Annotated in this window: 13 protein-coding genes and 1 tRNA gene; 9 read left to right on the top strand and 5 right to left on the bottom strand. The window is 61.7% G+C overall.

Annotated elements, in window-relative coordinates:
• Positions 1 to 46: 46 nt before the first annotated feature.
• A complete protein-coding gene (locus IFT76_RS07350; RefSeq protein WP_122479643.1) occupies positions 47 to 1,441 on the bottom strand; it encodes a PhoH family protein in 1,395 nt (464 codons plus the stop codon).
• A gap of 352 nt (positions 1,442 to 1,793) precedes the next feature.
• The gene (locus tag IFT76_RS07355; RefSeq protein ID WP_192057796.1) at positions 1,794 to 2,900 is read right to left on the bottom strand and encodes a polysaccharide deacetylase family protein; all 1,107 of its coding nucleotides are present in this window, start codon (positions 2,898 to 2,900) and stop codon (positions 1,794 to 1,796) included.
• 160 nt (positions 2,901 to 3,060) lie between these two features.
• Between IFT76_RS07355 and IFT76_RS07360 the strand changes: the two genes are divergently transcribed.
• Positions 3,061 to 4,134: a polyamine ABC transporter substrate-binding protein gene (locus tag IFT76_RS07360; protein WP_192057730.1), complete on the top strand. Its 1,074-nt coding sequence runs from the start codon at positions 3,061 to 3,063 to the stop codon at positions 4,132 to 4,134.
• A gap of 17 nt (positions 4,135 to 4,151) precedes the next feature.
• On the opposite strand, the gene IFT76_RS07365 is transcribed toward IFT76_RS07360, so the two are convergent.
• The gene (locus tag IFT76_RS07365; protein WP_122479646.1) at positions 4,152 to 5,735 is read right to left on the bottom strand and encodes a peptide chain release factor 3; all 1,584 of its coding nucleotides are present in this window, start codon (positions 5,733 to 5,735) and stop codon (positions 4,152 to 4,154) included.
• A gap of 219 nt (positions 5,736 to 5,954) precedes the next feature.
• On the opposite strand from IFT76_RS07365, the gene IFT76_RS07370 reads away from it, so the two are divergent.
• From IFT76_RS07370 to IFT76_RS07390, 5 genes are all read left to right on the top strand, one after another.
• Positions 5,955 to 10,700: a dermonecrotic toxin domain-containing protein gene (locus tag IFT76_RS07370; protein ID WP_192057731.1), complete on the top strand. Its 4,746-nt coding sequence runs from the start codon at positions 5,955 to 5,957 to the stop codon at positions 10,698 to 10,700.
• A 345-nt stretch (positions 10,701 to 11,045) separates the two neighbouring features.
• Positions 11,046 to 11,759: an ABC transporter permease subunit gene (locus tag IFT76_RS07375; RefSeq protein WP_192057732.1), complete on the top strand. Its 714-nt coding sequence runs from the start codon at positions 11,046 to 11,048 to the stop codon at positions 11,757 to 11,759.
• Between the two features lie 17 nt (positions 11,760 to 11,776).
• Complete coding sequence (locus tag IFT76_RS07380; protein WP_122479649.1) at positions 11,777 to 12,691, top strand: glycine betaine ABC transporter substrate-binding protein; 915 nt, start codon at positions 11,777 to 11,779, stop codon at positions 12,689 to 12,691.
• Positions 12,688 to 13,341 (top strand): ABC transporter permease, encoded by a 654-nt coding sequence (locus tag IFT76_RS07385; protein ID WP_122479650.1) that lies wholly within the window; start codon positions 12,688 to 12,690, stop codon positions 13,339 to 13,341. Before IFT76_RS07380 ends, IFT76_RS07385 begins: the two co-directional genes overlap by 4 nt.
• Positions 13,338 to 14,495 (top strand): osmoprotectant ABC transporter ATP-binding protein OsmV, encoded by a 1,158-nt coding sequence (locus IFT76_RS07390; protein WP_122479651.1) that lies wholly within the window; start codon positions 13,338 to 13,340, stop codon positions 14,493 to 14,495. The genes IFT76_RS07385 and IFT76_RS07390 overlap by 4 nt, the downstream gene beginning before the upstream one ends.
• Before the next feature lie 140 nt (positions 14,496 to 14,635).
• Here IFT76_RS07390 and IFT76_RS07395 read toward each other — a convergent pair whose 3' ends face one another.
• Positions 14,636 to 16,693 carry a methyl-accepting chemotaxis protein gene (locus tag IFT76_RS07395; RefSeq protein ID WP_192057733.1) on the bottom strand — a complete coding sequence of 686 codons (2,058 nt, stop codon included), beginning with the start codon at positions 16,691 to 16,693 and terminating at the stop codon, positions 14,636 to 14,638.
• Between the two features lie 399 nt (positions 16,694 to 17,092).
• Here IFT76_RS07395 and IFT76_RS07400 point away from each other — a divergent pair, with 399 nt between their 5' ends.
• Entirely contained in the window at positions 17,093 to 18,388 is a 1,296-nt protein-coding gene (locus tag IFT76_RS07400) for an NCS2 family permease (protein ID WP_122713565.1), read from the top strand.
• A gap of 120 nt (positions 18,389 to 18,508) precedes the next feature.
• A tRNA-Met gene (locus tag IFT76_RS07405) sits at positions 18,509 to 18,585 on the top strand.
• Between the two features lie 105 nt (positions 18,586 to 18,690).
• On the opposite strand, the gene IFT76_RS07410 is transcribed toward IFT76_RS07405, so the two are convergent.
• A complete protein-coding gene (locus IFT76_RS07410) occupies positions 18,691 to 20,910 on the bottom strand; it encodes a TonB-dependent siderophore receptor (protein WP_192057734.1) in 2,220 nt (739 codons plus the stop codon).
• A gap of 222 nt (positions 20,911 to 21,132) precedes the next feature.
• Between IFT76_RS07410 and IFT76_RS07415 the strand changes: the two genes are divergently transcribed.
• The gene (locus IFT76_RS07415; protein ID WP_192057797.1) at positions 21,133 to 22,071 is read left to right on the top strand and encodes a 2-hydroxyacid dehydrogenase; all 939 of its coding nucleotides are present in this window, start codon (positions 21,133 to 21,135) and stop codon (positions 22,069 to 22,071) included.
• Positions 22,072 to 22,126: the final 55 nt, after the last annotated feature.

Here is a 22,126-nt window from a genome sequence, read left to right on the forward strand (position 1 = left end):
GGTGCCCAGGCACCGATAGCGAGTCCGTTTGCGCAGGGTTGTTGACCTACAGGTGGCTTTCGGCGTACTCGGCCAGGATCGACCGCGGTACACCCTGCAGGGTGATGTGCACGCCTTGGGGGAAGTCCTTGAAACGCTCCGTCAGATAGGTCAACCCGGAACTGGGGGCCGACAGGTAGGGGGTGTCGATCTGCGCCAGGTTGCCCAGGCAGATCACTTTGGAACCGGCACCGGCACGGGTGATGATGGTTTTCATCTGATGCGGGGTCAGGTTCTGGCACTCGTCGATCAGGATCAGGCTTTGCTGGAAACTGCGGCCTCGAATGTAGTTGAGGGATTTGAACTGCAACGGCACCTTGCTCAGGATGTAGTCGACGCTGCCGTGGGTATTTTCATCCTCCATGTGCAAGGCTTCGAGGTTGTCGGTGATGGCGCCCAGCCAAGGCTCCATCTTTTCCGCCTCGGTACCGGGCAGGAAACCGATTTCCTGGTCGAGCCCCTGCACGCTGCGGGTGGCAATGATGCGCCGGTAGCGCTTGGTCACCATGGTCTGCTCGATGGCCGCGGCAAGGGCCAGGATGGTCTTGCCCGACCCCGCTGCGCCCGAGAGGTTGACCAGATGGATGTCCGGGTCCAGCAGGGCGAACAGGGCCAGCCCCTGGTAGATGTCTCGCGGCTTGAGACCCCAGGCTTCCTGATGCAGCAAGGGCTCCTGGTGCAGGTCGAGGATCATCAGCTCGTCGTCCTTGATGCCCTTGATCCAGCCGACGAAGCCTTGCTCGTCGATGATGAACTCGTTCATGTGCACCGATGGCAGCACTTCGCTCAACTGCACCCGGTGCCAGGTGCGGCCATGGTCCTGGCGCGTCTCGACCTTGCTCACGCGGTCCCAGAACGAGCCGGTCACGTTGTGATAGCCACGCGAAAGCAGCGATACGTCGTCCACCAACTGATCGGTGCTGTAGTCCTCGGCGGCAATCCCGCAGGCGCGCGCCTTGAGGCGCATGTTGATGTCTTTGGTGACCAGAATCACGCTCAGGTCGGGGTGACGTGTGTGCAGGTCGATCAACTGGTTGATGATGATGTTGTCGTTGAGGTTCTGCGGCAGCAGGTTCGAGGGCTCGGGACGCTTGTCCATCAGAATGGACAGAAAGCCCTTGGTGTTGCCGCTGACGCGCATGATCGGCACGCCGGATTCGACCACGGCCGGCGATGCATCGCCCAGGGTCTTGTCGATCAGGCGGATGGCCTGCCGGCATTCGGCAGCGACGGTCTGCTTGCCATCCTTGAGTTTGTCCAGTTCCTCCAGCACGGTCATGGGAATGGCGACACGGTGTTCTTCGAAATTCAGCAGAGCGTTTGGATCGTGGATCAGTACGTTGGTATCGAGCACATAAAGGATTGGCTGATTGGAAGAGGTGCTGCGTCCTTGTTCATCCATACTCGGTCACCTTTTTGGGAGCCTGACAACGCAATACCTGGACGGTGCTGCGCCGCGAAAAGGCCGCCGGATTCCCACATCAAGGAGCAGGACCTGCGCACAGGTGGAGAGTCTGTCGAAGACGCCACCTGTGATGCAGGGTTCGGCGGTCTGTCTTCGTAATACCGCAAAACCCATTAAGGAAAAAAGCACTTTACGGTTTTTTGAAGTTTATTTTTCAGCGGTGCGAATAACGCTTGGCGGGTGGCGCGGACGCCGTTAGAGTCAGAAGTTGACCCGCCCCTCCTCGCTTGCGCAATTTTCCCCAAAAACCTGCCAACCCCCCGTAAATACTGGCGTTTGCCGACTAGGCCTATTGCACATCCGCACAGGCCTGCCAGTTGATACCGGTCTGGGCGGTTTCCCGCATCAGCCAGGGCAGCGCGGTCTGCGCCTTGGCCAGGTTGTCGTGGAACACCACGATTCCGCGTCGCCACAGCAGCATCAGGCTCAGCGCCCGCTCGCCAGCCTGCATGGCCGTCAGGCGGCTGTCATCGTCCATCGAATCGATGTTCCACAGCGCCACTTTCAGCCCCGCTCCGGCAAAGAATGCAGCGCTGTCGGCACGACGCTGGCCATACGGCGGGCGAAACCAGGGCACGTAGCTGTCGGGCAGGTCGGTCTGCAGCAGGGCGATGCTGCGCAGTATCGAGTCCTGCCATTTGTCCCATTGGCCATGGGACACGTATTGCCAACCCAGGGTCGCCACGCACTGCCCGGCATACAGCGCCTGCAGCTGGGCCACCGAGGTCTTTTCGGCACGCGCCTGCAGGCTTTGTCCGGGCACGAAGAAGGTGGCGCTCCAATCCTGCGCTCGCAGGTACCCGGTCAACGCATCGGTGGAGCCATCGACCGGGCTCGGGCCGCCATCGAAGGTCAGCAGGAACGTCCGGTCGGCAAAGCCGTTGCCATCGAACTCCTGCTCCGACAACAGTTGCACCTCGCTGGTGGTCTGCGGTGAAACCGCGGCCAGACGCAACAGTTCGTTTAGATAGGCCTCGCTGAACACCTGGCCCGGCACGGCGAACCCGGAGTAGAAGGATTCGGGATCGATTCCCAGGTCGGCCGCCTGGGCGCGCAGGTCGCCTTCGCTGTCGATGGCATAGCAGAACGAGGCATCCTGTTCGCAGCTTTGCTGGGCGAGGTCGAAATTGGCCCAGAGCCGCTGCCAGAGCCGCTGGCGCAAGTCGTTGATCGCCAGCAGGTTGATCTGACGCAGGCCCAGGCGCGTGTTCAGCTGTGCTTCGTCCTGGCTTTCACTGGCCAGCAACGAGCGTGCAAACAGCAGGATGTGCGCGCGCGACGCCACGTCGAACAGCACTGGCGAATCGATGCGTTCCGGCCAGTGACTGCGGTCGAGAGTCGCCACCGGCGGCGCAGCGACGGCGGCCTGTACGGCGCATACAACGGTGGCCAGCATCCATGATACCCAACGCAACGGCGATCTCCTCGATGACAGGGTGCGCCGGGCACTATACCGCTGTCGCGGCGCAGCGCGCAGCTCTATGCAGCCACGGGCCTTCCCCCACTTCGTTTCTATGATTACAGTAGGCAATCAACGGCGGCTCAGGAATCACCACATGCTTCGCTTGGCCCTCGCCGCACTGACGCTCGTCACGCCCATGGCGTTCGCCGCCGGCACGCTCAGCATCTACAACTGGCCCGACTACATCGCCCCCGACACCCTGCCCAATTTCCAGCGCCAGACCGGCATCGAAACCCAATACAGCTCCTTCGACAGCAACGAAACCCTGGAAAAACGCCTGCGCGAAGCGCCCGGCAAGTACGACGTGATCTTCCCTTCCAACCACTTCATGAACCGCCACATCAGCGCCGGCAACCTCACGCCGCTGGACCGCACTCGCCTGCCGAACTGGAAGTACCTGAACCCCGCGCTGCTGCGCGCCCTGGAAACCAACGACCCCGGCAACCGCTACGGCTTTCCGTACCTGTGGGGCGTCAGCGGCATCGGCTACAACGTCAAGCAGGTAAAGGCGGCGCTCGGCGACGATGCCCCAGTGGATTCCTGGGACCTGGTGTTCAAACCGGAAAACATCGCTCGCCTGCAGAAATGCGGGGTCGCCATCCTCGATATCGGTCCCGAACTGCTGCCCATGGCCCTCAACTACCTGGGCCTGCCTTCGCACAGCCAGAACCCTGCCGACTACGACAAGGCCCGCGCGCTGCTGCTGAGCATCAAGCCCTACGTACGCTATTTCGATTCGGTGGAGTACAGCCATCAACTGGCCGAAGGCAAGCTGTGCGCGGTAGTGGGTTTTTCCGGGGACGTACTGCAGGCGCAGACCCAGGCCAGACAGGCGGGCCAGGGCGTGGAGATCGAGTTCACGTTGCCGCGCGAGGGCTCGACCATGTGGTTCGACATGGTCGCCATCCCCGCCAATGCGCCGAACGAGGATGCTGCGTACACCTTTCTCAACTACCTGCTCGAACCCAAGGTCATGGCCGACATCACCAACAGCGTGCACTACGCCAATGGCAACGAGGGCGCCGATGAATGGGTCAACCCTGCGCTCAAGGGTGATCGGCGGATCTATCCCAGCGCCGAGGTCATGAGCAAGCTGTTCCTGCTGCAACCCATGCCCGCCGATATCGAGCAGCTACGTACCCGGACCTGGAACCAGATCCGTCACTGAGGCCCGGATCGGATCGATCAATGGTGCTCGCGGGTGGCGCGGAATTTCACGTCTGGCCAGCGTTCTTCCATCAGCGCCAGGTTGACCCGGGTCGGGGCCAGATACGTCAGGTGCCCACCGCCATCGAGGGCCAGGTTTTCCGCAGCCTTGTTGCTGAATTCCTCAAGCTTCTTCTTGTCGGCGCACTCGATCCAGCGGGCGGACCATACGGTGATCGGCTCGTAGGCACATTCCACCTTGTATTCCTCTTTGAGCCGGCTGGCGACCACGTCGAACTGCAGCACGCCGACCGCACCCAGGATAATGTCGTTGCTGCGCTCGGGGAAGAACACCTGGGTGGCGCCCTCCTCGGCCAGCTGCTGCAAGCCCTGACGCAACTGCTTGGACTTGAGCGGATCCTTGAGCCGCACTCGACGGAACAGCTCCGGGGCGAAGTGCGGAATGCCGGTGAAACCCAGGCTTTCACCCTCGCTGAAGGTGTCGCCGATCTGGATCGTGCCGTGGTTGTGCAGGCCAATGATGTCGCCGGCGAAGGCTTCTTCCAGCTGCTCGCGCTCGGAGGAGAAGAACGTCAGGGCGTCGCCGATGCGCAGGTCCTTGCCGGTGCGCACGTGGCGCATCTTCATGCCTTTCTCGTAACGGCCCGAGCAAATGCGCATGAAGGCAATACGGTCACGGTGCTTGGGGTCCATGTTTGCCTGGATCTTGAACACGAAGCCGGTGAATTTCTCTTCCACCGGTTCCACGGTCCGCTCGTTCGCCACTCGCGGCAAAGGGCGTGGCGCCCAGTTCACGACGGCGTCGAGCACATGGTCGACACCGAAGTTGCCCAGCGCCGTACCGAAGAACACCGGCGTCAATTGACCGTTCAGAAACTCGTCCTGATTGAACTCATGGCAGGCACCCTGCACCAATTCCAGCTGTTCCACGAAGCGGTCGTATTCGTCGGCCAGGTGCGCGCGCGCCTCGTCGGAGTCCAGCTTCTCGATGATTTTCACATCGGTGCGCTCGTGGCCATGGCCTGGCGTGTAAACGATGATGTAGTCGTCCGCCAGGTGATAGACGCCCTTGAAGTCGCGATAGCAGCCGATCGGCCAGGTGATCGGCGCCGCCTTGATCTTGAGCACCGCCTCGATCTCGTCGAGCAGCTCGATCGGGTCGCGAATGTCACGGTCCAGCTTGTTGATGAAACTGACGATCGGCGTGTCGCGCAGGCGGCAGACATCCATCAGGGCAATGGTCCGCGGTTCGACGCCTTTACCGCCGTCGAGCACCATCAGCGCCGAGTCCACTGCGGTCAGGGTGCGGTAGGTGTCTTCCGAGAAGTCTTCGTGGCCCGGGGTGTCGAGCAGGTTGACCATGTGCTCGCGGTAGGGAAACTGCATCACGGAAGTCGTGATGGAGATCCCGCGCTGTTTCTCCATTTCCATCCAGTCGGAGGTCGCGTGACGGTCGGACTTGCGCGACTTCACCGTACCGGCCACGGCAATCGCCTTGCCCATCAGCAAGAGCTTCTCGGTGATGGTGGTCTTACCCGCATCCGGGTGGGAAATGATGGCGAAAGTGCGGCGCTTCGCGACTTCGGCGGCCTGTTGGGTCATGGGGGATCGCCTGGCGAGGGAATGAAAAAGGGCGCGGATTATAGCCCAGTTCCAAGCGTTGAGGCCACTGTGCGCCACACCGGTTGCGGCCAGGTCTGGGCGCAGGGCTGTGCAATATCTACCACCGCGCAGCGCTGCAGCGCAGGCAACGTATCGCCTCCATCGCAGGGCTCGACACGTCGAAGCCCGCAGCGGTGCCTATTGCCCCTGGAGCTGCCAATGACGACCCCACCACTGCCCTGGTTTCACAGCCGCGCGCTGGCACAACGCTTCATGCGCCACCTTAGCGACTCATCCCACTCACTCCTGACGCCTGAAGGGACTCAATGGTTGCGCCAACTTGCCAAGCCCGAGCGCGATCACCAACCTCAGGCACAAGACGAAATGCGCGTGGACGGGTTGAGCATCATCACCGCGCAAGGAACTGCCGTCGAATTACCCTTGAGCCTGTTGATCAGTACGACGCAGCACGATTGGGTGGCCCACTACCACCCAATCTGCGGCTTGAAGTTGTTCGATGATCGGCGTCGTTTGAAGCGTTACCTGCTGGATCGGTTGGCCAGCCCTGATAACGATCCGGGGCTGAGCTACCTGCTTTCGCAGGCAGAACGTCGGCTGATGCGCCTTGGCGAACTCCACGAGATGCAGGTCACGCTCATGGAAGGGTCGGTGTTCGATACCTTGATGCTGGACATTCAGCATCGTCTGAGTGAGCAGCTACGCGAGTGGCGTCAGTTGTTACTGGATCAACCAAGCTCAGAGGAGCTGGTGAGCAGTGGATCAGAGGCCGCCATGGCCAGTCTGCTCGCCCACTACTGGCGTGAAGGAGCCCCCCGATCAGAGCTACCCGCCGAACGGCTGACCCGCCACTTGCGCACGCAGCTGATCACTGATCTTGCCCGTACGCAATGGGACGGCACGCTGCCAGCCGTTGAGCATGATCAACTCTGGGCTTGGCTGAAGGGCCAAGTCCAGCCATCGCCTCGTACCGGCTTCATCCTCCATGGATCAACTGCCGAGGGCCGCCAGCAGCCGTTGATCAATACCCTGGTACTGGCCAACGAGCGCGCGGCGGCTGCATGCTACCTGTTCAGCGCCACGAGCGGGCTGGTGCGTTACACCGACCGCTCGGCACTCCTGGCAGCACTGACCGATCTGGGGCAGCGTGCCCAATGGCTGCCCTGCGTACCCAACGCACAACAGCCGACGTTCAAGACACTGCCTATCATTGATATTGAGTTGGTAGCCGAGCCCCCCTCCTCTTTCGGTCTGGCGAGCTACACCCGACGTCTGCTGCAAGTACAGCACTCGATATTGTCCAACAGCCCACCTGCTGCATTCATGGGAGACCGCCACACGCTCTGCGAGCAAGCCCTGGGCCTGCATCAGCGCCTGGCGCCAAGCCTGCAGAGGCTCGCCGCGCCGTTCGCTGCCGACCCACGGGACAGCCCAGCCAGCTTGATGCGCCTCACCGGCGCAGCGCAAACCGACCTGCAAAAACCGCAGCGCGTGGTAAATCATCTGACCGAGCTGCAAATCCAGTACGCCGGCTATCTCAAGCGCGGCCCTGACTTGCGTGTGGCCGCACTTCAAGCCCTGGAGCTGCAATTGGCGTGCATTCTGCCAAATGGACCTCCTGCCCGTTCGCTTTACCTCATGGACTTGGAACGGCCCACTGCCGCAACGTCATGGGTCGCCAGTATCTGGGCAAACGAACCACTCGCCGCCGTTGCTGGCAGGCGTTGGCAGGTGTTCACGGTGGTTGCCGAAGGCACACGTCAGGTTCTGAATCAGCTGCCATGCCTGCTGATCGAGCACATCACCAGCCAAGCTCGGCGCAGCCTCTACCGCGAGCTGAAAACTGCACTGAGTCACCGTGAAGCCACCGGGCAGGCCTACCAACGCTCGTTGCGGCGCTGGTTGTTCGGTTTCGAATGGGCGCTACTCAAGCAGAGTCGATCAGCGACCTCGCCGCTGGTCGAAGCGTTTCTGCGCGGTGATTCCGTACAGGCTTGGCAGCACAGAAGCGGTCATCCTGCGCAAGCCAATGCCGATGCAATGATGTTGAGCCAGGCAGCCGATGCCAGCGGAACCATTGTGATCTGGGCTCATGAAACGGGCTTTCAACTCTTCGAGTCTCTGGATGCCGCGCATCGTGACGCCATGCAATGGTCTGAGCAGCCGACCGACCTCGGGCCTGGCCTGAGCAACTGGACAGCCTTTGCGGGCGATGCACTGAATACATTGAACAGCCTGGAAAGCCAGGCCCGACAACGAAGTAAGCTGCAAGCCTTCGACCAACTGCGCAACCAAGCATGGCCCTCCGACTCCTTGCCTGCTCTGCTTCGCGAGGCCATGGCGTTCGACAGCCTGCAACGGCAGATGCAGCGCATGGAAGATATGGCACGTGGCCTGGCCGCCAAAGCTGCCCTGCCTGCCTGGTTGCAGCGGGCGGCAGTCGACGACCAGCAGCACTACCTGCGCGTGCTGGGGTTGAATCTGCTGGCCAGCCCGGCCGAAGACGACTATCTGTTCGGCGTTCCTGATATCAGCAGTTATGCCCGCGGCGTGCTGCAGCACCATCTGGACAAAGACTTCACTGCAAAACGCTTCGACCCCGAAGCGATCTTCATCACCACGGCGCGATACGTGCCTGCCTTGGTACCCTCGGGTGAAATTCCTTCCAGCCTTCCCGCCGCCTCGGTCGTGCGGCGACAAAGCCTGATCGAATACGCCTTGAATCACTTCCGGGACTGGGACGACGCCATCGCCCGCATCGAACTGGGTGAGGGCCATGTGGCGCCCGCCGTGTTGAATGCCGACTACTGCCGCCGATTGGTACGGGAGGTGAATCTAGGCTCGCACTATCAGGCCCTGCTCAAACAGACCTTCGACCCCTCAGACCTCGATTACCCTCGCCGGCTAAATTTGTACGCCCGCCAGCTACCGGCGCAGTTGCTGGAGTGCGCCTGGCGAGCCCGGCTCAAGCACAACCTGCCCATGCAGGCGGTCGAACTGATCACTCGCGTGGTCTGCATGCCGGACCCCATCTTGCGACAGCCGCTGAACGGCCATGTCGTGTTGCTGACCCCGCTGCAATTGATCCCCAAGCCGGGAATGAAACCAGACACGTTGCCCGGCTGCTATCTGTTCAGGGCCGGTGAAGACGGCCCGCTGGTGCTGTACCTGCCCTATGAAGCCACCCATACCCTTCAAGCCTTCGACAGTGGTACGGCCCTGCTTGCCGCCCTTGCCAGCGACACTGCCCTGCAGGCGCGACTGCTCGCGCGCATGCCTGTCAGCCTGCGCCCGCGCTATGCCCATGGCGGCTTCAGCGAGCCGCACCTGGGCCGCGTTGGGGACACCGACTTCACCCTGACGCAGAGCACCTCGACAGGCCCGGAGCTGGCCTGCAACCCTATTGCCGGTAACGCACTGCGGTACCTATTCGTCGAGAACGGCCTTTATCTGCAGGCTCTCGCCGCCACTCAACTGGTTACCACGGAGCAAGTTCGCTGGCAGGCGCTGATCAATGTGATGAGCCTGGTCTGGGAGCAACTGAGCATGTTCCTGCCGGGCAAGGTCGGGCTTGCCGTGGCCGCCTGGCAAGCCGAACTGGCTGTGCTGAACATCGCCCAGAACGTGCAGCACAACAGCTGGGGGCAAACACTGGCGCAGTTGACCTGCGTGCTTGTACAGGGATTGGCGATCAGTCAGGGGATGACGCAGCGTGCACTTCAAGACAACGTACGCGAGCGCTTCTGGCAAACCGTGCGCAGCGCCCCGGAGTACGGCCTGTCACTCGCGCGCTACGAGGCCCCCATCGAAACGCTGCGCACGTTCGTTTTTCAGCCGTCCACGTGCACTTACCTGAACATCCGCGACCAGACGCACTACATCGGCCTCAACGGCAAGGCATATCGCGCTCGCCAGGAACAGGATCGTTGGTACCTGGTCGGGCAGCGCGACGATGAACTAGGCCCTAGGTTGCTGCTGGATACCGAGCAGGCTTGGGTAATCGATCCTGGGCAGAACCTTGCAATCAGTGCTGGCGGCGTACCGAGCAGGCTGGGCAGCCAACTGGTGCGTTGGACGCTGACCCGTGATGAAATCGTCATCCATGCCGTGGGCTGCCGGCAGATCCGCCAATTGCGCCCGCACCGCGCCAGCGTCCTGCACCGGGCCCACCGCGATGCCTTGGGTTATCTGGGCAATGCGTTGGACAGCCTGCGAAGAGCACGGCTGGTCGGTAGCGTGAAAACCCATACCCTGGAAGTGCTCAAGCAGTTCTTCGGCGTCTCTCAGGTCACGGACTCATTGATCGCGCGGGTCCAAGGCGTACTGGAAAAAATGGCCCGGGTCATGGCATCGCACGCCTACTCGCCAGTAACCTCGAGACGCTACGTGATGGCAAGCCGCTTGAGCGCGCAGTCAGCCGTGGGCATTGCCTTCGTGTCCGTACAGGATCCACAAGGTCAGATGTTTCTGACAGATGAATTCTTCGATTTTGAGACGGCACGTCTCCTGCCACTCGATCCGAAATACACCATCGCTGAAACGAACGCCCTGAGCAAGGCGATGGTCCTGCTGCATGAGTTCACCCATATTGCATGCAACACCCGGGACATCCACTATATCGAAGCGGCGATGCCCTATGCCGATCGGTTGCAGCCAGGCGTGAGGCGTGCGTGGCTGGAGCGTCAGCACGACGAATCGTTCTCGCACCTCACCCCCAAGCGTAAGTTGTTCATTGTCCGCGACGACACGACCGGGCAGGTGCGCGACATCCTCAACGAAGACCGCAAGGGGCGCGCCCTGATCCTGCGCCTGGCGGGCTCACCCAATCTGGACGACGCACGCCAGCGGTTTCTGATCGACGCTGACATTCGTTCAAAGATCCTGCTGAAGAATGCCGACTCGGTGACGCTGTTGATCTATCGTCTGGGAAATCGCAAAACCCCCTGACGCGGCTCGCGCCGCTGCTACAAACACCGCGAACCCCTGTAGCAGCGGCGCAAGCCGCGTCAAATGCCTCGGGTAACTCCCCCTCGAACGCCATCTCATGCAAGCCTTATGGTCATAAAAGGTGGCCAAATGCTGCCTCACTGTGGGAACCTCTCGCCGCACGGAGACGTCCACTCCCTGATTCGTTGAGTCGTCAGGGGCTGCAAAATCAGCAAGTTAGCCTGACGAGGCTGCGCTTATGGCTCGCACCGCGCGAGCTGCTATTCGCGTCCTACCTGGGCCGATCGCTCGCCCGAGCGCTCATCGCAGGCCCGGTAGGCGCCGACTGAAAAAAGGAGTCCGCCTGTGGCTAATCGCTATGGCAAAGGGCTGTTAGGGGGCGCTATTATCGTTGCCGTCCTGGCCCTGCTGGTCCACTGGATCGGCATAAGTACCATCGAGCACTACCGCGAAGATCTGATTTTCTACCTGCAAGCGCACCTGATCCTGGTGCTGGTCTCGATGTTTGCCGCACTGCTGGTGGGCATCCCCGCCGGTATCGCGTTGAGTCGACCCAGCATGGTCAAGCGTGCCGAACGCTTCATGCAGATCTTCAACATTGGCAACACCATTCCACCCCTGGCAGTACTCGCCATCGCCCTCGGCATCCTTGGCATCGGCAGTGGTCCTGCAATCTTCGCGCTGTTCCTTGCCTCCCTGTTGCCCATCGTGCGCAACACCTACGAGGGCTTGAAAAACGTTCAGGGCTCGCTCAAGGAAGCCGCCACCGGCATCGGCATGACGCCGCGCCAGGTGCTGTTCAAGGTCGAGTTGCCCAACGCCGTGCCGATCATGGTCGGCGGGGTACGCGTGGCGCTGGCGATCAACGTCGGCACCGCGCCCCTGGCGTTCCTGATCGGCGCCAATAGCCTGGGCAGCCTGATCTTCCCCGGCATCGCCTTGAACAATCAGCCACAACTGTTGCTGGGCGCTGCCTGCACCGCGCTGCTGGCATTGATCCTGGACGGCATCGTGACCCTGGTCAGCCGCCTGTGGTTCGAACGTGGGCTGACTCGCTGAGCGAAGGAATGAATTCAATGAAGAAGTTAAGCATCGTACTGGGCCTGGCCCTGTTGTGCGCCGGCGTCGTGCACGCCGCAGACAGACCGGTGATCCGCCTCGGCGCCCGGGTGTTCACAGAGCAGACCGTACTGGCGGCCATCACCGCGCAGTACCTGGGCAGCAAAGGCTATGACGTACGCGTCACCGGTGGCCTGGGCAGCAACCTGGCGCGCAGCGCCCAGGAAAGCGGTCAGCTGGACATGCTCTGGGAATACACCGGGGTGTCTCTGGTGTCCTACAACCACATCGACGAAAAACTCGACAGCGCCGCCACCTACGCGCGGGTCAAGCAACTGGACGCCCAGAAAGGCCTGGTGTGGCTGACGCCCTCGCGGTTCAGCAACACCTATGCCCTGGCGCTGCCTGAAGAAGTGGCCAAGGCCTATCCTCAGGTCAACACCATCAGCCAGCTGAACCAGGTGCTGATCGACGAGCCGAAGAAAGGCCATATCCTGGCCCTGGACACCGAGTTCGCCAACCGGTCGGACGGCCTGGTGGGACTGACCCAAACCTACGACCTGAAATTCACCCGCCGTGACATTCGCCAGATGGACGCCGGCCTGGTCTACACCGCGCTGCGCAATGGGCAGGTGTTCACCGGTCTGGTCTACACAACCGACGGGCGTCTGAACGCCTTCAAGCTCAAGCTGCTTGAAGACGACCTCGAGTACTTCCCCGACTACACCGCCGCACCGGTGGTCCGTCAGCAGCTGCTCGATGCCCATCCGCAACTGGCTGCGCAGCTCAAGCCCCTGGCCGAAATGCTCGACGATGCCACCATGCGCGAACTCAATGCGCAGGTCGACGTCGAGCACCGCAGCCCGACGGTGGTAGCGGCGGAGTTTCTCAAGGCCCATCCGATCACCGACCAAGCCCAGGAGAAGCCATGAGTTTCCTCGACACCTTCTCCCACCTCGACTGGCCGTTGGTGCTGCAACTGACCTGGCAGCACATCACTCTGGTCGGCATTGCGGTCAGCCTGGCCATCGTCTTCGGCGTGCCGATCGGCATCCTGATGACGCGCTTTCCGGCACTGGCGGGGCCTCTGCAGGCCTGCGCCACGGTGCTGCTGACCATTCCCTCGATCGCCCTGTTCGGGCTGCTGCTGCCGTTCTACTCCAAGTTCGGCCAAGGCCTGGGGCCGCTACCGGCCATCACTGCGGTGTTTCTCTATTCGCTGTTGCCGATCCTGCGCAACACCTACCTGGCACTGACCGGCGTCGAGCCCGGCATCCGTGAAGCCGCCAAAGGTATCGGCATGACCTTCGGCCAGCGCCTGCGCATGGTCGAGCTGCCCATCGCGGTACCGGTCATCCTCGCCGGCGTGCGCACCGCCGTGGTGATGAACATCGGCGTCATGACCATTGCTGCCACCATCGGCGCCGGCGGCCTGGGCGTTCTCATCCTCACCTCCATCAGCCGCAGCGATATGTCGATGCTCATCGTCGGCGCCGTGCTGGTCAGTGTCCTGGCGATCATCGCCGACCTGCTCCTGCAATGGCTGCAACGCGCCCTGACCCCCAAAGGATTATTGAAATGATCGAACTTCAGAACCTGACCAAGACCTTCCACAGCAACGGCAAGGAAGTCAAAGCCGTCGACGCGGTAAGCCTGACCGTCAACGAAGGCGAGATCTGCGTATTCCTCGGGCCGTCGGGCTGTGGCAAGAGCACCACGCTGAAAATGATCAACCGATTGATCATGCCGACCTCCGGCAAAGTCCTGATCAACGGCGAAGACACCACAGGCCTGGACGAGGTCACCCTGCGTCGCAACATCGGCTATGTCATCCAGCAGATCGGCCTGTTCCCCAACATGACCATCGAGGAGAACATCACCGTGGTCCCGCGCCTGCTCGGCTGGGACAAGAAGCGCTGCGCCGAGCGTGCCCGCGAACTCATGAGCATGATCAAGCTGGAGCCCAAGCAATACCTGCACCGCTATCCGCGCGAACTCTCGGGCGGCCAGCAACAGCGCATCGGCGTGATCCGTGCCCTGGCCGCCGAAGCGCCGCTGCTGCTGATGGACGAGCCGTTCGGCGCGGTCGATCCGATCAACCGCGAAATGATCCAGAACGAGTTCTTCGAAATGCAGCGGGCCTTGAACAAGACCGTGATCATGGTCAGCCATGACATCGACGAGGCCATCAAGCTGGGCGACAAGATCGCCATCTTCCGCGCCGGCAAGCTGCTGCAGATCGACCATCCCGACACGCTGCTGGCCCATCCGGTGGACGACTTCGTCAGCAACTTCGTCGGCCAGGACAGCACGCTCAAGCGCCTGCTGCTGGTCAAGGCCGAAGACGCCGCCGACAATGCGCCTTCGGTGAGCCCGGAAACGCCGGTGGCCGATGCGCTGGAATTGATGGACGAACACGACCGCCGCTACGTCGTGGTGACCGATGCGCAGAACAAGGCCATGGGTTATGTTCGCCGACGCGACCTGCATCGCCAGGCCGGCAGCTGCGTCGACTTCCTGCGCGAGTTCAACGCCACGGCTGCCTATGACGAGCACCTGCGCATCCTCTTGTCGCGCATGTACGAGTTCAACCGCTCGTGGCTGCCGGTGCTGGACGCCGAGAACGTATTCCTCGGCGAGGTGACCCAGGAATCGATCGCCGCCTACCTCAGCTCAGGCCGTTCGCGTGGCATGAAAACCAGCATCGTCTCCCCGGCCGAAACCGCCCAGGCCTGACGCGCGCCCTCGCGTAGGAGCGGTCCGCGGCCGCGAAAGCCGTCCCGCGGTCCATCAGACAGACCGCATCGACTGCTTCGCGGCCAATGACCGCTCCTACGAACTGCACACGCACTCACCCGTAGGAGCGGTCCTTCGCCCTACCCCAGATTGAACCGCGCCGTATTCTCGCTCAGCACTCGGCTCCCCTGCCCCAGTCGATCCGCCGCCTGGTTCACCGCCCGCGCGCCATCGAGCAGACGCACCGCCGCCTGGTCCACCTGCTGAATGTTGCTGCTCACCTCATCTGCCGTGGCCGCCTGCTCTTCCACCGCCGTAGCGATCTGCGCCAAGGTATCGGTCACCCCTTGCACCGCCCCGGCAATCTCACCCAGGCGTTCACCCAGGCCCATAACCGACTGCGCATCGACCTGCGCCTGGCCACACGCGGCCTGCATCAGTTCCACGGCCTGCTTGACCGTCGAGCGCAGGCTTTCCACCGTACCGGCAATCTGCCCAGTCGAAGCCTGGGTGCGCTGTGACAGGCTGCGTACCTCGTCGGCCACCACTGCAAACCCGCGCCCCTGCTCGCCCGCCCGCGCCGCCTCGATGGCCGCATTGAGCGCCAGCAGATTGGTCTGTTCGGCAATGCCGCGAATCGCATCCACCACCAACTGAATCTGCTGGCCCTGCTCGCTGACCCGGCCCAGGGCCTGCGCCGTGTCGTTCAAGCGCTGGTTGAGCTGCTGAATACTGGCCGTCGTGCGCTGGCTGTCACGGCTGCTGTCCTCGGCGATCTGCCGGGTCTGCTGGGCGCTGCCCGAAGCCAGTTCGCAACTGCGCGCCACGCCCTGCGAGGTGGCCGCAAGCTCGGTGGCGGCCGCAGCGATCTGACTGATCTGCTGTTGCTGCGCCTCGACCTCGTCGAGCGTGCCGCTGGATTGGCTGTTGAGCGTCACCACCGCCTGGCTCAGTTGCACGGTTTCGTGGTTGACGCCCAGCAGGCTGCCACGCAACTGCACCACGGCAGCATTGAGCGCCGTACTGATCGCCGCCAGCTCATCGCGCCCCTGCACCGCCACCTGCACACTCAGGTCACCGTCGCGCAGCGATTGCGCCAAGGTGGTAATGCCACTGGCGCTGCGGCGGATCGATGCTTGCAGGCACACGAACAGGTACAGCGCCGCCAACAGCAGCAGGGCGAACACCGTCGCGCCCGGAATCAGCTGGCGAACGGCCTGGTCATGATAATGATCCAGGCGCACCTCCAACGACATCAGCGACTCGTGACGCAAGCCGTTCAGGGCGCCGAGCATGCTGTCCACACTGCTTTCGAACTGGGCCGCAGACAGCTTGATGTCGCCGCCGAACAGATTGTCATCCAGACGCTTCAACTCACCGTCCAATGTACCCAGTGCCTGCTGATACTGCTCGTCCCAGCCACGCAGTTGCTGCGGCAGGCGTTGCTGCAGCGTGCCACCGGCTTTCACCAGCTGCTCGCGCGCATCATTGATACGGCTGCGCAGGTCACGCATCTGCAAACGACTCTGCAGGCTGAATTGCCCGGCGACCAGGGAGGACTGGCCAATGCTACCCAGACGCCCCACACGCTCGATCAGATCAGGGGCTTGCTGAGTGGCGATCTGCATCAACAGATAGCTTTCGCGCCACGGATCGACGATCAACCCGCTGGCCATGGCAATCTGTTCGCGCAGCACCTGCACCGACGTCAGCGCCGTCGTGAAACGATCGTATCCATCGGGCCACCAGCCCACCTGGCGCAGGCTTGCCAAGTCGAGACCCTTGGTCGCGGTTTGCACCGTTTGCATTCGCTCCAGAGTGTCGGCAGGGGCCTTCTCGTGTGCCAGCTCAGCGGCCAGTTTATCGAGCGATGCCTGAATCCCCGGTGCGGCCGCCTCCAACGCCGCGATCGCGGCCTGGGCCTGGGGCGTCGGCTGACGCTGGATATCCACCGCCTTCCAGCGCGCGGCACGATTGCGCTGCGCCGAGAGTTGCGCATCCAGGCTGTCGAGCGCCAGTAACTGATGCACGCCGCTGCGCTCGGCATCGATCACCGCCAGCCGGTCGCGAAAATCCTCGCCCAGCAACCACAGGCTGCCGACCAGCGGCAGCATGAACAAGAGAAACAGCAGCTGAAACTTGCGGGCGAAACCATAGCGACCCAGCAACCGGATACCCGGCGACAACAAAGCATGCATGTCCGACAACTCCACGGAGAATGCAGGTACCTACGGAAACGTGGCGCCAGCAAAATGCCACTGCAGCAAGATTCAGACCAACCAACTTTCTCAGCCTTTGCCCGCAGCGTCGAGCACGCCCCATCGGCTGCGGCTTCGCTTTGGTGCATCTGCCCACCTATGCACGCCTCCAATGAGTGCAGCGGTTGTGTAACCGGAAGTGGCAACCGCACCGCAACGCATTACCCAGGGCGCATGCGCAGCGGGGTTCGTCGACATGGCCCGGAACCTGCTACAGGCAAACCGCAAAAGCTGACCAAGCAGTTATGTTTCAGCACACGGCCAACGCTCGATCGGGCTTGCTCGCTACACACACCGTCGCCGCACGATCCACGGCGCCCATCGCCCCAGGGGAGCAACATGCTGGACTCATTTTTCAAGCTGAAAGCGCACAACACCACCGTGCGCACGGAAATCCTCGCCGGGGTCACCACGTTCCTGGCCATGGCCTACATCCTGTTCGTCAACCCCAGCATTCTTGGCGAAACCGGCATGGACAAGGGCGCGCTGTTCGTGGCCACCTGCCTGGCCGCCGCCATCGGCTCGGCGATCATGGGCCTGATCGCCAACTACCCGATTGCCCTGGCACCGGGCATGGGCCTCAATGCGTTCTTCACCTACACCGTGGTCCTGCACCTGGGCCATAGCTGGCAGGTTGCACTGGGTGCGGTCTTCATATCAGCGGTGTGTTTCTTCCTGCTGTCGATCTTCCGCATCCGTGAATGGATCATCAACAGCATTCCCCTGCCGCTGCGGTCGGCCATCGCTGCGGGCATCGGCCTGTTCCTCGCACTCATTGCGCTGCAAAACGCCAAGATCGTGGTTGCCAACCCGGCCACTCTGGTCGGCATGGGTGATCTGTCGAAACCCGAACCGGTACTGGCGATCCTCGGCTTCTTCATCATCGTCGCACTCGAGGCACTCAAGGTCCGTGGCTCGGTGCTGATCGGCATCCTGCTGATCACCGTGGTGTCGATCCTGCTTGGAGTAACCCCGTTCGGGGGTGTGGTATCAATGCCGCCGTCACTGGCGCCGACCTTCCTGCAACTCGATATCAAGGGCGCATTCGATGTGGGCCTGATCAGCGTGATCTTCGCCTTCCTGTTCGTCGATCTGTTCGACAACTCCGGCACCTTGATCGGCGTGGCCAAGCGCGCCGGCCTGATGGGCAAGGATGGCCACATGCCGAAAATGGGCCGCGCCCTGATCGCCGACAGCACCGCAGCGCTGGCTGGCTCGTTGCTCGGCACTTCGACCACCACCAGCTATATCGAATCGGCCGCCGGCGTCAGCGCTGGCGGCCGTACCGGCCTGACCGCCATCGTGGTCGCCGTGCTGTTCCTGCTCGCGCTGTTCTTCGCGCCCCTGGCCGGCAGCGTTCCGGCATTCGCCACCGCGCCCGCCCTGCTGTTCGTAGCCGTGCTGATGGCATCTGGGCTGGCAGAGGTCGACTGGGACGACATCACCGTCGCCGCCCCGGTCCTGGTGACTGCCCTGGCAATGCCGCTCACCTACTCGATCGCCAACGGCATCGCCTTCGGCTTCATTACCTGGACAGCAGTGAAACTGCTGAGTGGCCGGTGGCGCGAACTCAATTCGGCACTGGTCGTGTTGTCGATCATCTTCGTCATCAAGCTGGGCTGGTTCGGTGGCTGATCGCCGCGCCGCGCGCACCCTCGCACGCCGCGCGCAGCCTAAGCGTTTGATCGCACGCATAAATATTTTGCAAAGGGGTGTTGACACAATTTCGTTTCAGGCGAATAATGCGCGCCACTTGGCTACATAGCTCAGTTGGTTAGAGCATAGCATTCATAATGCTGGGGTCCGGGGTTCAAGTCCCTGTGTAGCCACCAAGTACGATCCACAGATGTCTACAGCAGTCTGTGAGTCACCTCAAGAAGCCCGCCTCGTGCGGGCTTTCTTGTTTCTGGCGTCTGGCGGCTGGCAGGCCCGGCGGATTACCAGCGATACGCCACGGTCCCCAGCACCGTGCGCTCATCACCCCAATAGCAGCGACCGGCATTGTTGCAGCCCGACACGTATTCCTTGTCGAACACGTTCTTCGCGTTCACGTCCACCGACCAATGCTTGTCGATGTCATACCCTATCAAGGCGTCAACCAGCGTCACATCGCCCGCCTTCAGCTTGCCGTACAGTGTCGGCGCGGTGTAGGCAAAGGTACTGTCGAAATAGCGCACGCCGCCGCCCAGGCGTAAACCGCTCAGCGCACCTTCCAGGAAGCGATACGTCATCCAGGTTGACGCCTGATTGCGCGGAATGCCCGTCAGTTGACGATCCTCGAACAATGACCCCGGCGCATCCTTGGTAACTCGCGCATCGGTGTAGGTGTACGACGCGACCAAGCTCAGATTACGCGTTACATCACTATTGACCTCAAGCTCGACGCCTTTGGACTCGCTCTTGCCAACTTGCTGGCTGAAACCGTTGCTGCCTGCGACTACGTCGCGAGATTTGGTCAAATCGAAAACCGCAGCGCTGAAGGTGGTATTCCAGCCCGCGGGCTCGAACTTCAGACCCACTTCATACTGTTCGCTGAGGATCGGATCGAGCAGATCGCCGTTGGGCTGCGACGATTGCTGTACAGGCGTGAATGCAGTGGAATAGCTGACGTAGGGAGAGATACCGTTTTCGAACTGGTACATCACGCCCGTCTGCCAGCTGAACCGATGATCCCAACCGTCAAGATCCGTCGCCGCTACCGCTGCGCTGCCTGGACGGGCCGCGCTGGCACGGTTGCGGTATTGGCTCTGTACCCAGTCCTGACGCCCGCCCAGCAGGAAAATCCAATTATCGTACTTGCTTTGCAACTGCCCATACGCACCGTACATGTGCTGATCGAGCTGGGAATTCTGCACGTATTGCGAGGCATTGGGTTGCACCGGCGAGAACACCGGCCTGAATACATTGTAAGTACCGCCCAGGCCTGCGTTCCAATCCTGATTGAACGAGGTACGGTCGTAACTGGCGCCCAGCAATACCGTGTTATCCAGCGCCCCCGAAGTGAAGTGCCCTTCGAATTGGTTGTCCACCGAATATGTGATCGACTTGTTGTCGCGATCATACGCAGTGCTGCTCAATGTACTTCCGAAGCCAGCCTGATTCAGATTGTTCGGCCAGGTTTCATGACGGTTCAAACGTGATTCCATGTAGCGCGAGTTCTGCCGGAACTGCCAGACGTCGTTGATCTGATGGCTGAACTCGTAACCCAGGGTCCAGGTTTCGCGCTCGAAGTCGTCCCAGCTTGGGTTGCCGTTGAACTGGTCCTTGCCGATCTTGCCATTGACGTTGTTGAGCAGCGTTCCCGCAGCCGGATAGCCCAGCAGCAGTTTGGTGCGGTCGCGCTGGTAGCTGGACAGCAGGGTCAGTGCCGTGTCCTGGTTGAAGTTGAAAGTCATCGACGGCGCGATGTAGAGGCGGTCGTCCGGCACCGAGTCGACTTGCGTATCGGCATTGCGGCCCAGCATCACCATTCGTCCCAGGATACGGTTATCGTCCGTCAACGGGCCGGATACATCGATCCCAAGCTGGCGCCTGTTATTGCTGCCATAGGTGAATTTCGCTTCGCCTTGCGCAGTTTCGGTCGGCTTCTTGCTCACCAGATTGACCAATCCGCCGGGCGCATTCTCACCATAGAGAATCGAGCTGGGGCCTCGAAAGATTTCGGTACGTTCCAGGCCATAGGGCTCGGTGGTGGTGTCGTAGCGATTGCCTTGCAGGCGTAGACCATCCTTCAGCAACCCGTAGCCATAGTCCGTGGCGTTGTAACCTCGGATGGAAAACAGATCACCGGCCAGGCCGTCACCGACAGCAAAAGGTGGAGCGAAGATACCCGGTACGTAACCAAGAATGTCGGTCAGGGTCTGCGAGCCCTGGTCTTGAATGCGTTGGCGTGTCACCACCGAAACCGAACGCGGAGTCTCGGACAAAGGTGTGCTGGTTTTGGTACCCGCAGTGCTGTTGCGTACCTGGTAGCCCACTGTCTGCTGGCTTTCCGGTGCTTGTTCGGTAATGACCAGGTCTTGCAATTGCAGCGCTGTGCCCTTACTCACAGGCCTGGCCGGTGCTTCCTCGGCAGAGACCATCGCCTGCCAACCAAATGTGGCAACAACCAAAGCCAAAGAATTCATGCCGAGATTCATCTTGTTATTGCAAGCCATCTACCTTCCCCTCCCCTGAAGATCCCGCGAAAGCCAGCCCATTTTGTAACGGTATATCTCGGGGCGGAAATTAACATAGAGTGATTTGCATTAACATTATTGTTATCGAATAAAAAGCGCCCCAAACAACTTGAGGGGTAGGGGTGCGCTTTTTTTCGCGCACCCACTTTCGCCCATCTCTAAATTGCTACCATGACCGTCATTTCCCACCCGGAGGTCTACATGCGCGCAACCGTGCTGGTGCTGGTCGAAACCATCAACGACTACGTGTCGATTCTCGAAGATCAAGGCTACGAGCTGATCATGGCGCCCTCACCGGCAGCCCGCGCAGAGGCCATCGAGCAACACGCTGATCGCATCGATGCGGTGCTCACACGCGGGCCACTGGGTCTGACGGCAGATGAAATGGCAGCGCTGCCCAAACTGCGCATCATCTGTGTGCTCGGTGCGGGTTACGAGAACGTTGACCTGCCAGCCGCCAAGGCACACGGCCTGACCGTGACCAATGGGGCCGGAGTCAATGCATCGTCGGTGGCAGATCACACCCTGGCGCTGCTGCTGGCACTGATGCGCGACATCCCCGGCGCCGATGCGTCGGTGCGCCGAGGCGAATGGGCCAAGACCATGCGCCCGTCGGTGGCGGGCAAGCGTCTGGGCATCATCGGGCTGGGCGCTGTTGGCTTGGCAATCGCCAAACGGGCCGCGTTGGGCTTCGACATGAGCGTGAAGTACCACAATCGGAGCCCACGCGCCGGTGTGGACTATGGGTACTGTTCCAGCCCGGTGGAGCTGGCTGCAACCAGCGACATTCTGGTGGTTGCCACGCCAGGGGGCGCGCAGACTCGCGCCATCGTCGACGCCGGCGTACTGGAAGCGCTTGGCCCTCAGGGTTATCTGGTGAATATCGCTCGTGGCAGCGTCGTGTCGACGCCCGACCTATTGAACGCCCTGCAGACGCAAGCCATCGCGGGTGCTGCGCTGGACGTCTTCGACGACGAGCCCAACGTACCCGATGCGTTGAAAACGCTGCGTAACGTAGTCCTGACGCCTCACGTGGCCGGCCTGTCGCCGGAAGCCACACAAGACACAGTGAAGATGGTCGAACGCAACCTGAGCGCGTTCTTCGCCGGCGAGCCTGTGCTGACACCGGTCCAGCTCTGAAACGTGTGGGAGCGGAGCGGGCGGCGAGCCCGCTGCTCCCCAGCCTCATACAGTG

The organism is Pseudomonas sp. CFBP 13727 (assembly GCF_014841915.1).
Taxonomy (GTDB): domain Bacteria; phylum Pseudomonadota; class Gammaproteobacteria; order Pseudomonadales; family Pseudomonadaceae; genus Aquipseudomonas; species Aquipseudomonas baltica.